12 protein-coding genes and 6 pseudogenes are annotated in these 15,249 nt (G+C 34.4%); 6 read left to right on the top strand and 12 right to left on the bottom strand.

Translation table 11 applies throughout. The features are described 5' to 3' along the window. Positions 1 to 54 precede the first annotated feature (54 nt). Together IGI63_RS16015 and IGI63_RS16010 are read right to left on the bottom strand one after the other, a co-directional pair. Positions 55 to 465: pseudogene (locus IGI63_RS16015) on the bottom strand (hypothetical protein). Positions 466 to 468: 3 nt separating this feature from the next. Further along, complete coding sequence (locus IGI63_RS16010) at positions 469 to 648, bottom strand: hypothetical protein (protein ID WP_429976242.1); 180 nt, start codon at positions 646 to 648, stop codon at positions 469 to 471. Between the two features lie 442 nt (positions 649 to 1,090). Here IGI63_RS16010 and IGI63_RS16005 point away from each other — a divergent pair, with 442 nt between their 5' ends. Together IGI63_RS16005 and IGI63_RS16000 are read left to right on the top strand one after the other, a co-directional pair. Further along, on the top strand, positions 1,091 to 1,480 hold the full coding sequence (locus tag IGI63_RS16005) for a hypothetical protein (RefSeq protein ID WP_429976213.1): 390 nt from the start codon (positions 1,091 to 1,093) through the stop codon (positions 1,478 to 1,480). 195 nt (positions 1,481 to 1,675) lie between these two features. Continuing rightward, positions 1,676 to 2,957, top strand: a pseudogene (locus IGI63_RS16000) (IS4 family transposase); the annotation flags it as partial. A 226-nt stretch (positions 2,958 to 3,183) separates the two neighbouring features. Here IGI63_RS16000 and IGI63_RS15995 read toward each other — a convergent pair. The 4 genes and pseudogenes from IGI63_RS15995 to IGI63_RS15980 form a co-directional block, all read right to left on the bottom strand. Next, positions 3,184 to 3,858: pseudogene (locus IGI63_RS15995) on the bottom strand (IS6 family transposase). A gap of 130 nt (positions 3,859 to 3,988) precedes the next feature. Further along, positions 3,989 to 4,756, bottom strand: coding sequence for an ABC transporter permease (locus IGI63_RS15990; RefSeq protein ID WP_429976294.1), 768 nt, complete (start codon positions 4,754 to 4,756; stop codon positions 3,989 to 3,991). A 30-nt stretch (positions 4,757 to 4,786) separates the two neighbouring features. Beyond that, the gene (locus IGI63_RS15985; RefSeq protein ID WP_429976293.1) at positions 4,787 to 5,413 is read right to left on the bottom strand and encodes an ABC transporter permease; all 627 of its coding nucleotides are present in this window, start codon (positions 5,411 to 5,413) and stop codon (positions 4,787 to 4,789) included. Between the two features lie 126 nt (positions 5,414 to 5,539). Next, positions 5,540 to 6,421: an ABC transporter ATP-binding protein gene (locus tag IGI63_RS15980; protein WP_429976292.1), complete on the bottom strand. Its 882-nt coding sequence runs from the start codon at positions 6,419 to 6,421 to the stop codon at positions 5,540 to 5,542. Between the two features lie 225 nt (positions 6,422 to 6,646). On the opposite strand from IGI63_RS15980, the pseudogene IGI63_RS15975 reads away from it, so the two are divergent. After that, positions 6,647 to 6,846, top strand: a pseudogene (locus tag IGI63_RS15975) (IS3 family transposase); the annotation flags it as partial. 370 nt (positions 6,847 to 7,216) lie between these two features. Here the strand turns inward: IGI63_RS15975 and IGI63_RS15970 are convergent. Continuing rightward, positions 7,217 to 7,735, bottom strand: a pseudogene (locus tag IGI63_RS15970) (IS6 family transposase); the annotation flags it as partial. Here IGI63_RS15970 and IGI63_RS15965 point away from each other — a divergent pair. Continuing rightward, positions 7,731 to 8,006 (top strand): annotated as a pseudogene (locus tag IGI63_RS15965) (integrase core domain-containing protein); the annotation flags it as partial. The pseudogenes IGI63_RS15970 and IGI63_RS15965 overlap by 5 nt on opposite strands. 112 nt (positions 8,007 to 8,118) lie before the next feature. Here IGI63_RS15965 and IGI63_RS15960 read toward each other — a convergent pair. Further along, a complete protein-coding gene (locus IGI63_RS15960; protein WP_429976291.1) occupies positions 8,119 to 9,132 on the bottom strand; it encodes a DUF916 and DUF3324 domain-containing protein in 1,014 nt (337 codons plus the stop codon). A 325-nt stretch (positions 9,133 to 9,457) separates the two neighbouring features. On the opposite strand from IGI63_RS15960, the gene IGI63_RS15955 reads away from it, so the two are divergent. Then, positions 9,458 to 10,042, top strand: coding sequence for a transposase (locus tag IGI63_RS15955; RefSeq protein ID WP_429976290.1), 585 nt, complete (start codon positions 9,458 to 9,460; stop codon positions 10,040 to 10,042). Then, a complete protein-coding gene (locus IGI63_RS15950; RefSeq protein ID WP_429976289.1) occupies positions 9,966 to 10,628 on the top strand; it encodes a transposase in 663 nt (220 codons plus the stop codon). Before IGI63_RS15955 ends, IGI63_RS15950 begins: the two co-directional genes overlap by 77 nt. 67 nt (positions 10,629 to 10,695) lie before the next feature. On the opposite strand, the gene IGI63_RS15945 is transcribed toward IGI63_RS15950, so the two are convergent. The 4 genes from IGI63_RS15945 to IGI63_RS15930 are packed head-to-tail and all read right to left on the bottom strand — an operon-like array spanning position 10,696 to position 15,248. Further along, positions 10,696 to 11,487 (bottom strand): hypothetical protein, encoded by a 792-nt coding sequence (locus tag IGI63_RS15945; protein WP_429976288.1) that lies wholly within the window; start codon positions 11,485 to 11,487, stop codon positions 10,696 to 10,698. Between the two features lie 30 nt (positions 11,488 to 11,517). Next, entirely contained in the window at positions 11,518 to 13,608 is a 2,091-nt protein-coding gene (locus tag IGI63_RS15940) for an alginate lyase family protein (RefSeq protein WP_429976287.1), read from the bottom strand. Between the two features lie 12 nt (positions 13,609 to 13,620). Next, positions 13,621 to 14,763 (bottom strand): glycoside hydrolase family 88 protein, encoded by a 1,143-nt coding sequence (locus IGI63_RS15935; RefSeq protein WP_429976286.1) that lies wholly within the window; start codon positions 14,761 to 14,763, stop codon positions 13,621 to 13,623. 5 nt (positions 14,764 to 14,768) lie between these two features. Then, complete coding sequence (locus IGI63_RS15930; protein ID WP_429976285.1) at positions 14,769 to 15,248, bottom strand: PTS system mannose/fructose/N-acetylgalactosamine-transporter subunit IIB; 480 nt, start codon at positions 15,246 to 15,248, stop codon at positions 14,769 to 14,771. Position 15,249: the final 1 nt, after the last annotated feature.

Here is a 15,249-nt window from a genome sequence, read left to right as displayed (position 1 = left end):
CAAATTTAGGAGTTTGTCTACAGTCTGAGTATACTTTTGGTTTTTATAAGTCTATTACTTCTTCAAAAGTTCAATTTGTGTATTATACATAGAGTTGAAGGCTTCTTGTTGTCGAGTTGAAAATTTTGTATTTACATAATTGTCTAACAAAAGGTTCAAAATATCATTAGTAGCCTTGGGCATGTCTTCTAAATCACCTAGAAAAGGTTTTAAAGTGTTTATCTTAAGATTTACTGAAGGAGATATTTTTTGAGTCATAGTGGCTTTATATTATCTGTCTATTGTAGGTGCTTTATAATCGCTATTATCAGATCTTAATTTTTTAGTCACTGATGTAGATTGTGAAGCAATATTATTTGTAGTATCTCTTGAAAAGTTATCATTTCCTTTAACACTAACATGTTTTTCTTCTAAAGAAGATTTTTTCTTTTTTGTTTTTATTATAGGCTCAAAACTATTACTCATATTTTATCCCTCCAATTCTTCAAGTACTAGTTGGTGTTGATCTAATTCGTTTAATACGTCAATAAATACTTTATGAGCTTTGACGTCCCAGCCATCAGCTTTACCTGTGTAATTATGACTAATCTTAATTCCCTCAACATCGTAGACTTTTAAACGTTCTTGATATTTTAGGTTCTGTTGCAAAGTTTTTAAAACCACCAATATTTATTCAAAATAATAAAATTTCAAAAATAGAAATGCTGGTTTAAAGCCATTTTTATTTTTAATTATTGGATTAATCGATTGATTTTATGGGTATTTTTGAACTTTGCAACAGAACCGCCATAATTATCAGCCTCCTTGTGTATTACATTGTAATACACAAGGAGGCGAAAGTCAAGCTTATAGATTCCTGTTGCACAACTTAAATGACACCTTAGTTTTTTCGCCAGTCTAAGTATTTCAAAAACGGCAACAAAGTATACCCCAATGTCATTAAGTTAAGAAAAAAAGCAGGAAAACATTTCAACTGACGTTTTTATATTACATTATTGAAAGAATTCCCTTGACTTTAATCTCTTCTGTATTAAAATGATTCTGATATGATATAATTTAGTTAATTATTTAAACGTGGGAGGTACTAAAAATGGTCAAAGATAATCTTGATGTAAGTGAAAAGCAAAAACTTAAGTATTCACAGATAGGCCTTACTACTAGTTTAGTTCTAGTTTTTATTCCAGTCATAGCAATGCTTGCGTTTAAAATGAGTGATTCTTTAGCAAAATGGCTTGGGGTGGCTCTAGTAGTTATGATTTTACCTACCCTATATTTTACATGGAATATTCTCAAGCTTGCATACAAAGATCAAAAGGACAATCCAATGACACCATTATGGGTTCCTAAGGTTTACGGTTTTGGTTTATCTATAAATCCTTATCATAGATTTGGAAAATTGATAATGTGGATATTAGTTATATTTATCATAGCTCTTGCTATATATATAGCTTTAGAACCTGCTGAGTTAATTAGCCATTAATACGGGGTATTAAAGTACAAGTTAAAATGATTGAAATCACTAAACAAAGTATACCCCAATGTCATTAAGTTAAAGAAAAAAGCAGGAAAACATTTAAGTTTTCCTGCTTTTTTCTATGTAAAAGGACACACTCTTGATACAATTATTTTAGCAATAATAAAACGTCATAGCGTTACGTATTCTGGAGGTGTCCTTTTGTCTAATAATATCAAAAAATCAAAAATACTTGAAACTTCTCACGAAATAAAACAAAATTTAGAACATCATATTCATTTTATTACAGATCAACCTGAAATTTTTGCTCAATCTCCGCTTGATTTTTCACGAAACAGAAAATTATCTTTTGAGACAACTCTCAAAATTATTCTCTCTTTCGGTGGACAAAGCCTTTCTAGTTAATTACTCTCTTACTTTGATTTTACACTTCAAACGCCAACTGCTTCCGCATTTGTACAGGCTCGAAGTAAAATAAAGATTGAAGCTTTCAAACAACTCTTTTACCGAACCATTCCTTCAAGTAACCAAAACAAACAATATAAAGGGTACCGATTATTAGTTCATGATGGCTCCGATATTAATATTCCTTATGATGAAAACAATCCTGAATCCCATTATACTATCGGAAAGTTTGACAAAATTGTGGGCTCTTTTCATCTCAATGCTCTATATGGATCCATTAAATAAATACTATGCATCGGTAAACTTTCAAAAAATTAGACAGCTAGACGAACGGAGCAGTTTGTGTCAAATGGTTGATGAGTTTACTTTTGAAAAGCCGACAATTATTATTGCAGATCGTGGTCATGAGTCATTTAACGTGTACGAACATATTAGAAAAAGTGGTCAAAAATTCATAATTCGAGTGAAAGATACCAAAAGTAATGGTCTTCTTAAAGGACTTCGATTACCTCAAAAAGGAACATTTGATAAAGAGGTTAACCTTTGGTTGACAAGAAGACAGACCAATAAAATCAAAGCTGACAAAAATTATCAATTTTTGCGTAAAAAAGCGAACTTTGATTATCTCCCACCCTATTCCAAAGAAAGCTATCCTGTTAGTCTGAGAGTCGTTCGAATTAAGTTGAGTGAAGATAACTATGAATCTTTAGTTACGAATCTTGACTCCTTCACTTTTAAAAGCGAAGATTTAAAAGAACTTTATCACTTGCGCTGGGGAATTGAAACTTCTTTTAGAGAATTAAAGTACGCCTTAGAATTAAACCAATTCCACTCAAAGAAACTAGAGTTTATTGTTCAAGAAATTTATGCTCGCCTCATTATGTACAATTTTTCAATGAAAATTGCTCAGCTAGCGGCACTATCAGCTCCTTTAAAGCAATCCTATCAGATTAATTTCACACAAGCTATAGGCATTTGTAAAAGATTTTTTCTTGATCAAACCGTCAATGTAGAAATTTTGATAAGAAGATATCTCCTCCCCATACGAAAGAATCGGAGTGACCAAAGAAATTTGTTGGTTTTTTATATCGTATTGCCTAATATTATAAATCGGACTATACCATATAAGACGTTTTTTTGTGTTGCTCAAAAATATAAAATTAGTCAAGTTAATAAGAAAAAAACGCTATACTTGAGACTATTATTTACTTTTTTGCCTTAACTTAATGACATTGAAGTATATCCTGTTGGGTTCTGTTGCAAAGTTTAAAAATCGATTGCATTTGAATATTTCTAACGATAGACTAGGCAGGAATTACTAATAATCCTTTTATTTCTGTGCAGACTGAAAAGCCAAGTTCCTTTTTCTCGGATTTTCTTGTATATTCCTCGAATAGTCTCCATGCCTTTAATCGTGGCTGAAGCCGTTCGAAGACTTTGATAAAACTTACTTCGCCGTTTCATTGGACGATGATCTTGCTCAATTAGATTGTTGAGATACTTCACTGTTCGATGTTCAGTATCCGTATATAAACCAGATTTTTGTAACTTTTTGAAGCACTACGAATAGAAGGCGCTTTGTCAGTCACTAGAACCTTTGGTTCTCCAAATTGTTTCTTTAATCGTTTCAAAAAGGCATACGCCGCTTGGGTATCACGCTTTTTACGTAGCCAAATATCTAAAGTCAGCCCATCTGCATCAATTGCTCGGTATAAATAATGCCATTTCCTTTTAATTTTGATATACGTTTCGTCCATTTTCCATGAATAGAAGGACTGCCTGTTTTTCTTTTTCCAAATTTGATAGAGAATCTTCCCATATTATTGTACCCAACGATAAATGGTCGTGTGACAAACCTGGACACCTCGGTCATAGAGGATTTCCTGGACGTCACGATAGCTGAGGTTATATCGAAGGTAGTAGCCTACGGCTACGATAATCACGTCTTTCTGAAATTGTTTCCCCTTAAAATGATCCATCTTCATTCCTCCAAACTATCATTTTTCTCTATTTTACCTTAAAATGGATTTTTTAGAAAACTTTGCAACAGAACCAATTCTGGTATCTAACTATAAAATTATAGTCCTCTACATGTAATTTTATAGTTAGTCAATAACGTTTTTTGCGGAAAATTACATATCCTAAAACTAAGAAAGTAAAGATATAAACAATAGTACCTATAATAATCTGATTGTTATTTAAGAGAGTTGAATCGTGATACATATCGTAATTGTAGTATTGTTGAGTGAGAAGTGTCATATTTAAAGGATTCCACTTCAATAGTGGAGAGACTAATACTCGATTATTTAATAAATTAGTTGAAATAAATCCACCCATAAACACAATAATAATATTTACTGTAACCACAGCAGAGTTATTAGATATTAAACAAGAAAATAAAACAATTAAACTGATGATAAGGAAAGTAGTGATTATATCAATTATATTTTGATTAATCATATTTAGCCACAAAGGCTGATTATATTGATAGACAGATAACCAATTAACCGAAATTGACAACGGTGTTGACTGGAGAATCCCCATAAAGATAATAGTGATGACATGTAAAAATAGATTATAGATAAATAGCGTGATAACTTTTGATGTATACAATATAAACTTGCTGGGTGTTTTATATAGAATAGTCAAAATTGCGTGATTCTGATATTCCATTGAAAATATTGTTGAACCTATAATAATCATTACCAGAAATAAAGCCTGTCCTCCAGCATAATTAGCCATTCCCAACAATCGAGGGTCTTCAGAATCTAAGACTATTCTAAAAATAGCCATTACAAAAAAAATAAAAATAGGAGCTAAGTATGTTAGCTTTTTATGCAATAACTTATACATTTCTTGATATAGACAGAGTCTCATAATATATCTCCTTATAGTAAACTTTAATAACTAAACTTTTTTATGTTTGAAAATTAATAACCCTAAGAAGAAGAAAATAATTGAATAACATATTGAACTTAATATTAATTCCACATTTGATAAATGCGAAAAACTGATATAGCGACTATTCGCTAGTTGGTTAACAATATAAATCATATTAAAAGGATTCCATTTTAATATGAAAGCAAATTCTCCTAGATTACTTATAAGTGCTGTTGAAATATATGAACCAACGAATCCTAAAAATAAACCTATTCCAATAACTAAAGAGTTTATCTTTGTTAAACAAATAAGTAAGAATCCTAACGATACTGAAAATAAAATATATAACAAAGCTCCTAACATATTTAGTAAAAGACTAGCAATAAGAGTTAAATTATTTTTATATATAGAAAACCAACTATAATCACTTCCTATGAACAAACTTTTAATTATCATAATTGAAACAAAAGATAGAAAAATTAAAAATAATCCATATAAAGCAATAACTAAATACTTGGAAGCGTATATCAATAATTTATTAGGGTGTTTAAAAAATAATGTTTTTATAGTATTTTCTTTATATTCCATAGCTATACTGTCAGAACTTATCGCTATCAATATTATAAGAATCCATTGACCTAATCCCAACCCCATTACTAATAAATCAGGTGTTAGTTTATTAGTTAAAGCCGTATAGATAATTAATAAGAATAATACACCAATCCCGTATATTGGGGATTTTTTTAGAAAATTTATATAGTTCTTCTTTTAAACAAGTCTTCATATTCGTTCCCCTTGCTTATTTTCTAATAGTTGTACAACTAAATCTTCAAATGATTGCTCAATCTTAGATAGCTCATTAAAATGTAGCCCTTCTTTATATAAAATATCCTGAGTCTTGTATAAATCTTTTTTATTTATAATTAAATATCCATCTTTAGTTGAAAATTTAACTTCATTTTTTAGTAACAAATCATTTGCTACTTTTGTATTATCTACTAATATTTTAAATTGTTTTCCACTTAATTTATAAAAGGCTTCAATAGGCTTATTAACGATTATCTTTCCCTCATTAATTAGGATAACATCCGTCATAATTTTTTGTAATTCACTTAGAATATGACTTGAAATTAGGAATAAAGTCCCTTTCTGTGCATAGTCTTTTATAATATTTCGTATAAGAATAGTTGACTCAATATCTAATCCATTCATAGGCTCATCTAAAATCACTAACTCTGGATAGTTTAATAAGCCTATCGCAATTCCTAATTTTTGCTTCATTCCTAATGAATAATCTTTTGACTTATTGTCAATATAATTTTCCATTTTTAAGATAGATATTATATCTTCCATATTATTCTCATCTTTACTATATAACTTCAAATTCTGTCTTCCAGTCATGAAAGGATAGATAGCTGGATGTTCAATTAAAGCCCCTACATTCTTTAAAGCTGTGTGTCTAGTCTCTGAAACAGTCATTCCATTTACTTTTATACTTCCAGTAAATTTAGTTAAACCCAAAATAGTTTTCATCAAAGTTGTTTTTCCCGCACCATTGGGACCTATTAATCCTGCAATTTGACCAGTTTTCATAGATAATGATACATCGTGTACGATATTTTTTCGACCAATAAACACATTTAATTTTTTTATTTCTAACATAAAATCCCTCCATATATCGTTATATTAGGTTATATTTTTTTAAAACTATCTTAAAAATTTTAAAAGATTGTCTTGTACCTTTTAGGATTATGGATAGGCTACACTGAACTGGACAGAAAAAATAAGGTGTGTATACTATAAAAAAACACATCGGAGGAAATATCATGTCTAAATCAGCACGCAAAACCTATTCAGAAGCATTTAAAAAGCAAGTAGTGACATTACGCCAAGGCGGAAAGTACGTACAAATCGGTCAAAGTCGAGTTCGTGTATCAACACCATTTTGAATCCCAAAATCAATTAGATATTGAACTTTTTCACTATGTTATTGGTGAAACCACTACCGAATTCACGGCTCATTAAACTATCAGACACCGATTGGCTATCGTGAGTCAGAGGCAAAACAATTGGCAAAAATTAAATAACAACAGACAGTTTTAAACATCTTATAAAAATTGCCCAAAAAGGTATTGCCATTCCAATCTCTAAAAACTCATAAATTGTCTAAAATATCAAAATTAATGGTTGGAATTAATCGATTACCTATCGTCAAAATATTGATATATACGGATTCAATCTTTTTCTAATTCATTGGTTATTCACTATTTTGACTATTCCCATGAGTTTTTAAAGGGGACCTTTATAATGTATACGCTTCACTGTTAATTTTAACATTTAATAAATTAGAAGTAATCATACTAAAGTATTAATTCATAGTTTTTCAACACATTAGCGGGTCATTGGTTCTGTTGCAAAATTAAGAAAAGAAGTGTGATTAACTTACTAAAGCTTTGATCAAGTTGGAATACCCAGTAAACCTTTTATTTCAGTACAGACGGAAAATCCAAAAAGAGTCCCTTCTTTTCGGCTTTTCTTGTATATTCCTCGAATGGCTTCCATCCCTTTAATCGTGGCTGAAGCCGTTCGAATATGTTGATAGAATTTATTTCGACGCTTAATTGGCCGATGATCTTGCTCAATCAAGTTATTGAGATATTTCACTGTTCGATGCTCTGTTTTCATATATAGACCAACTTTTTGTAGTTTCTTGAAGGTACTACGAATAGAAGGAGCTTTGTCGGTTACTAGAACCTTTGGTTCTCCAAATTGTTTCTTTAGGCGTTTCAAAAAGGCATACGTCGCTTGGGTATCACGCTTTTTACGTAGCCAAATATCTAAAGTCAGCCCATCTGCATCAATTGTTCGGTATAAATAATACCATTTCCCTTTAATTTTGATATACGTTTCGTCCATTTTCCATGAATAGAAGGACTGCCTGTTTTTCTTTTTCCAAATTTGATAGAGAATCTTCCCATCTTTAGAATTTAGAAAATACTTGGAAGATCGGTCAATTGTCCATTCTTTATCCAAACCTGGTTATCCTTGGAATAACGCAGTAACAGAATCTTTTTTCAAATATATGAAAAAGGAGGAACTGAATCGTCGGAACTTTTCTTCACTCCAAGAAGTACAGCTTTCTTGTTTTGAATATATCGAAGGCTTTTACAATACCCAACGACCTCACGGTACATTAAACATGCTTACTCCCAACGAAAAGGAGGAGAAATACTTTGAAAATCTTTAAGTATCTACTCTTTTTGTGTCTACTTTATTGACAATCATCCAAGCCTTGTATTGTTGTGGACTTCATTGTTGATACAAAGTTTTTTCATTGGTAAAACTTTGCAACACAACCATCATTTCCTCTTCTTCTTTCCTAAATAGTAGAACAGCCCACATAAGATTAAAATCAGTAGAACAATTCCTCCGTAGAGCGCCCACCTTTTCCATGGAGATTTGGTGTGATCAACGGACGTTTGGTTATACTTTTTCGCCTCACTTGCCTTAATTGTAAAGTCTTTTGAGAACTTCCACTCTCCATTCGCATTTTTTAACAAAATCGTGTAGGTATAGTCTCCTGCTTTAAAGTCTTGATCCAATGCTAAAGGCAAGGTAAATGAACTATTAGGTGCAATACTGAGGTCTTTCTGCTTCTTCTGTGCTAGTAGTTTTGATTGGCCTTTTTTGGTCACTGTAAAGGTTCCTTCCAATTGTGTGAGCAACTTTGGTTCTGGATTGCGTAAGGCCATCGACACTTGATTGTGTAAATTATTTTGACCAATCGTCACGTCACCACCAATCACTTTTGTTGGTACGGGGTCGTCTGTTTGATCCACACGGATTGCTAGGGTATGCATAAAGACATTTTGAATACCTTTGCCTTGTTTCTTCTCTTGGATTGGACGCACCACCACCCCGCCTAACAAAATTCCTGTTAAAGCGCGATCAGGCATCGTCAATCGGAAGCGAACTGTCTGTGATTGATTGGCAGGAATCGTGACTTTCGGTTGGTCAATCGTAATCAGGTCCTTAATCGCAAGTGTCATCGATGGATCTTTTGGAAAATCTGTCTTGGTGTAATCTACAATCCCATTTTGATTGGTTGTGGCAGTAGTTATCATAACTTGAAAGGTTTGCGGTTGTTTGGCTTGATTAGTGATGGTTAATTGAAAGGTATCCGTTTGTTTAGGTTGTACTCTCATATCATAAAAATTGGTTGTTTCTTTCTTTTGTGTTGCACCAAAGCTAGGTGAGATACTGTAGTTATTTGCTTGTTCCACAGAGGAATTGTCTTGTGCATGACCTACTGTCGGCTGGAGCATTCCTAAACATAGTAGGATAGAGAAAAAGTTGATAACTTTTATTTTCATGATGTTCTCCCTTTAATGAAAAGAACCATTCTCGTTAGAGAATGGTGCAGACTGTAGACAAAAAATACTCAGCACTAAAAGCATTGATAGTTGATACATTTTTTAAATACAATCAGCGACTGGGAGCAAAAAAACTTTTTGATCATTTAACCAACCAAGGCGTCGCTGTTTCCCTGAGTTTTATTAAATCTGTTTTGAAGGCGCATGGTCTTATTTCTAGAGCAGTCAAAATATATAAGGGCACCTCTAAAAACTAACGTAAAATGAATAAATCCCCTCCACATATGAGATAATAATATTATCAAACATACGGAGGTTTTTTATAATGGGATTGGATTTATTCGGAGAAAATAAGGTATTTGAAAAATTAAGTGAGATTGGTGACCCTTTAGAAAAGTTAAATGCCTTAATAGACTGGGAATTATTCCGTCCTACGCTCAATCACTTACTAAAAAAATCTGCTAAAGGTCCTGGCGGACGTCCACCATACGATTATGTGCTACTTTTTAAAATTCTGATTTTACAGCGTTACTATAACTTGTCTGATGATCAAACGAAATACACCGTTTTAGACCGATTATCTTTTCGTCGATTTTTGGGTATTTCAGAATATACAACGACCGTTCCTGATGCAAAAACAATTTGGCTCTTCAAAGATACACTCTCAAAAACAGAGAGGTATCAAGAATTGTTTCTTATTTCTGAGCGGTCTTTTGAATCACAAGGAATTATTAGTCATGAAGGAACCATGGTGGATGCCTCTTTTATAGAATGTCCTAGACAACAAAATACCAAAAAGGAAAATGATCTAATCAAGCAAGGTGAGGTCCCAAGTGATTGGAAAGATGCCAAACGGCATCAAAAAGATACCGACGCCTGTTGGGTTCAGAAGAATAAACAGAACTATTAGGGGTATAAAAAATCACGTTGCAGTAGATATGAGAAGTAAATTGATTATCAGTAATGAAGTAACGAGTGCTTCTGTACATGATAGTCAAGTTTTTGACGTGTTGCTAAATGAACAGACACAAGTTGTTTTTGCGGACAGTGCCTATATGTGGAATGAAATCCCTGAGAATATCCGTTCTGAGGTGATGACTCATGCAGTTCGAAATCATCCGTTAAATGAGGAGCAAATAAAGATCAATCATTTACGAAGCTCTATTCGTTGTCGGGTAGAACATGTTTTCGGATTTATTGAAAATAGTATGCACGGATCGACTTTTAAGGGAACGACTTTGATTAGAGCAAAATTGAAAGGAATGCCTACCAGCTTGACCTATAACCTGTTTCGAGTGGGACAAGTTAAAAAAGCTGCTCAAATTCAAAGGAGAAGTGTGTACAATTTTAACAAAATGGACCTCAAATCCAGTAAAAAACTGGACTTGAGGCTAAAGGTAAGAGGATTATTGCGAGTTATTATGATAAAAACTGATTTTTCACAGATACTTCATGGATTTTACGGAGTTATTAGAGGTGCCCTTATTCATTACTAACCTTTTCTGAAACATATATATTCTTATACATAGTAGAATCCTGAGCGCCTATTTTTAGTAAAAAAGCTCAAAATACTTCACATCCATAAACTTCTATCTCTGTCAGCGCAGGAAAAGGAGACTCATCTTGATGTTTAATCAGCTCTTTCAAGGTAATTGTCGTTGTCTTAGTAGGAGGAATCGTAAAGAATTGCCGATCTAACTGATTGGTTGTTTCTAAAATAAAAAGCTCTCTATCTAATTCAACTGTAGCCTGGTTCCAAAAGCTATCATGTGGATAGTCACCACGTAACACCAAAACGATTTTGTCCACTAAAACTTCACGTCCAAAATCAATGGTTAACTGTGCGTCTGTCTGTTGATTGATGCCCCATGATTGGTATGGAAAGGAGCCATGATTTTGGTTTGCTACCATGCCATCAATTGCATTTCTGGCAAAAAATGTTGCATCTTCTCTTGTTGCCACATTCGCAAAGGCATGTGGATATGCACCTGTCTGCTCTTTTTGATCATGTGCATTTAATGCCAAATTACGATAGTGTAATTCCTCCATTGTCGGTTTCCACACACGTACATAATGACGTTCGCCACTGAAAACTTTTGGCGAATACGCACGTCGCAAGTGCTCTTCTTGAATCACCGCATATTCCCATGTTGCTTCTGTCAAGTAAATCAAGGAAGGACTTAATGCTTCATCCATTTGAACCCAAAAAAAGCCTGGGTGCTCATTGTCACCTAACGTCAACTGGAGGCGTTCTCCTAATTGATACGCTCGATTTTTTAATGCTAAATAAACGTTTTCTGCATGTTCCGAGGTGACGACAATGGCTCCTTCAGAATCAATTAAACTTAATTTCATTTTTTTCCTTCTTCCAGATTTTTTTAACAATTAATACTCCAAAATAAACGTTCGCTCTTTTTTTCTCTGTTCTTTTTTTATGACAGCGGTTCGGCCGTATACGGTACTTTTGTCCACTACGTACAATTTACGACTAGTAGGCTCTTCTTGATAATTCACAACAATATCCCAAGTAGTTGTAGCCATAGTCACACGTAAGGCTTCTACGTATTGATCTGCTACTTGTTGATTATTCATATCTTTTACTTCAATCTTTTCAAAAGAATACGCAGAATGTTGCGGATCGACAATCAAGAAGCGTTTTACTTGATCCCCTTGTCCAGGTGAATTTAAAATGGCAACTTGGCTCGCATATTCAGTATTATATTGTGGCGAGATGTGACAGCCTTCTATACTTAATTCTTGTTCATCCAGTTGATGGAACATAACGTTTGTCTCATGAACTGGATAACTAAACCCAGTCGAAATACGTTCCACAAGAGGCTGCTGAAAGTGTAAGTGTTGTGAAACAGAATAGTTCGTTGCTCTCGACGCAAAAATTTGGTCAACAACTAGCCAAATGCCGGTCTTAATCCAAATAATTTTACGATTAACAAGACAGCCTAACCCACGATAGCCCAAGTGCATTCCCTGAACTAGAACGACCTCTTCATTAATAAATGAACCTCGTTTGATTTCATTTGGCACTTGCGTCGTACCCCATGCACGTTTTTGTTCCACAATATCTTGGTTATTGAGACAAATAGAATTATGGGAAAAAAGTGACTTATACTGCTGACGACGGTCGTCCTGGGCATTGTATGAATAACGCCCTGAATCCACTAAAACAGGTACACCGCGAACAACTAAATCAAAATGCAATAAGTCAGAGTGTCCATGCCCGCTACCTAAAAAGCCATTTTTAAAGAAAACAAAACTATCGTCATCCTGCCAGCCTGTCCGTAAGAAATAATTCCCCACATCTTCATGGACAAAATCAGTTTGAGCCAACGGTTGCTGTTGACTACTTGGCCAGTCTTCAAATAATCCTGTTCCATAAAGCAATAACAAGGCTACACTGGGACTAGCTAAGACATAGTTTCCAAAATTCACTTCTGGAAACAACACGGCTGCTAACGTCAAAATATCTTGAACATTTTCAATATCACTATCGCCATAACACGTTTGTTCACCAGCAGGAGTAACTAAATGACTAGTCGCTTCAGCCATAGTTCTGACTTTTTCTAGTAGCTTAGTGGGAATAGTTATCTGATTTTTTTGGGCACAGAGAAGCACCTCCAACATACAAATTAAAACTTCATGATGATACATATTTGACTGTTCCCAGTGAAAACCATCATTTGTTACTTGCAAGACAAGGGACTCCTCGAGAATCGCCAAGGATTTTTGTTGTAACTCTGGAGAAATCTTCAAGTAATCAAAATACGTGGTTGCCAGAAATACACCATGAAATTCTAAAATTCGCCAATTACTTAGGGCTTTTTCCGCTGTATAACTCTCAGATAAGTAAACTAATTGTTTTTGAATAAATAGTAGCATCTGAACAAATAAGGTTTCAGAAAAAAGTGGACAAGCAACTAAATATTCAAATAAGCGAACCCAGTTTTTCAAGCGTAACCCTGTATCAATCGTACGCCAACTCGTTTCCTCACGACCTTTTGCTCCGGATTCAGTTTCCATCCAAGCCAGCAAAATTTCTTCACATTTTTGATAGTAACAAGCTTCACCAGTCATCCAATACTGTTGAATTAGCTTAATCAAATAATGTTGACGATTCAGCATAAACATCCATTCCACATCTCCAGCATGAATATGGTGCCAATCAATCTCTCCTTTAGAAAAAGAGACAGGAGTTAAACATTTTTCCATATCCCATTCATCATTGAAAACAAATGTATTTTGATATAGCTCTTGGGCTGTCAATTGAATTGCCGGTTGTGGATGATTTTTTAAGTAAGCCTTCACCTGCTCTTGTCCCGAAAAAAGGGCACTTTTTGGGCGCTGAATAACAACTTGATAAAGTGCCTTTAGGGCTTCTTCTATTGCCCCCAGCTCATACTTTTCTTTCACAATTTTTAATTCTTCAGAATCTAAATTGATTATTTTAAATAAAGTTTTCATTTGTCTCTCCTATCACCAATAAGATTGCCAATCCTGTGCTTCTCTGACTAATGCTTCAAAGTAAAAATAATCACCCCAGAGAACCGCTTCGTCCACGCCTTGTTTTCTTGGCCAATGGTGCGTGCCATGCAACAAAAGACCATCCACCTTTGCCTTGCTCTCTTGGTGGATACTATCATAGTGTATCATCAATTCCTGTAACATTTTATTTTTTAATTCTGTAATACTAGCCTTTTGATTGGCTTCTTTATTTGGACTACTTAAATAAGTCTGTAACCCACAAATCACAATCGCAGCTGCTGAAGAATCTTTTAATTGTGAATCCTCTTTTGCTTTAAAATCCCAAACAGGAATGGAATCTTCGCTAAGCATCTCTTGAAAAGAAGATAAAACCTTCAAAAATCGTTGATTTTCTTCCTGAAATCCCAACGGGCAATATTGTAAAAATAGTTGAATCCCATAAATTGCCCATGCCTGTCCCCTAGACCAATAGGATTCATCTGCATAGCCTTGATTGGTTGCTCCACGCAAAGGCTTCCCGGTTTCTCGATCAAAAAAATACGTATGATAGGTGGAAAAGTCAGGACGAATCACGGTTGCCACAGCTGTTTTGAAGTGTGCTTGGGCGATTTCTGCATAGCTTGAATCTCCCGTAACCGTTGTTGCCCAAAACAGCAGGGGTAAATTCAAAAAGCAATCAATGATTAGGCGATATTCTTCTGGGTCGTCTAAATCGCTCCAGGCTTGGATAAACTGCCCTTTTTTTTGAAACCTAGCTGCTAGTAAGCCTGCGGCTAAGACCGCTGTTTCCTTGGCAAATTCTGAACCTGTCAATTTGTAATCTGCGACGCATGACAATGAATATAAGAAACCTAAGTCATGAAAATTCGTCGCAATGCAATTATCTAAACGCATGCGGAAACTCTTTGTTTGCTTTTGGGCAAACTGCTTGTATCTCTGATCATTTGTCACCTCATACGCTAGCCAGACCATTCCGCTAAAAAAACCAGCCGTCCATTCTTTATTAGGCTTGTGTTGGTACAACAAGTCGTTTGTGCTGGCACTAGGGAAATCTTCTGGAAATTTTTCCATTAGATGTTCCACTTTAGCGACGGCATGAAGCAACGCCCCATGTAAAACTTCATTATTTGTCATTTTCTCTACCCCAAATATTTACTTAATGGTTCATCACTTTCGTCAGGAACCATTTGTGCTGTTAGCTGAACACCCAAAGCTATTAACTTTTCAAAAGTGGCGCGATCCTGCGCAGTAATATTCACTGATTTTTTGATGGCCACAGTATCTGCTTTTGCTCCCATATTCCCAACATTCACTTTTTGAATCGGCAAGCCTTTTTCCATTAGCTCAAGAATATCCTCAGGATTCTTAAAGATGACAAGAACACGTTGGTTTTGATATTTTCCAGCCATAATATTGTTCAACGCTTTTTCTTTTGTAATAATTGACGTCGCAATTCCTGTCGGTGCAGCCGTTCTTAAAATTTTTTTCTGCATATCATCGTTAGCTACTTCATCATTAATAACCATAATCCTGGTTGCTTGCAGTGCATTTGACCAAAATGCGGCTACTTGCCCGTGAATTAGGCGGTCGTCTATCCGAATATGAATAATTCCTTCCATT

Source organism: Enterococcus sp. DIV0086 (assembly GCF_050498705.1).
Classification (GTDB): Bacteria; Bacillota; Bacilli; order Lactobacillales; family Enterococcaceae; genus Enterococcus; species Enterococcus faecalis.
This window is presented reverse-complemented; position numbering and strand designations above follow the sequence as displayed.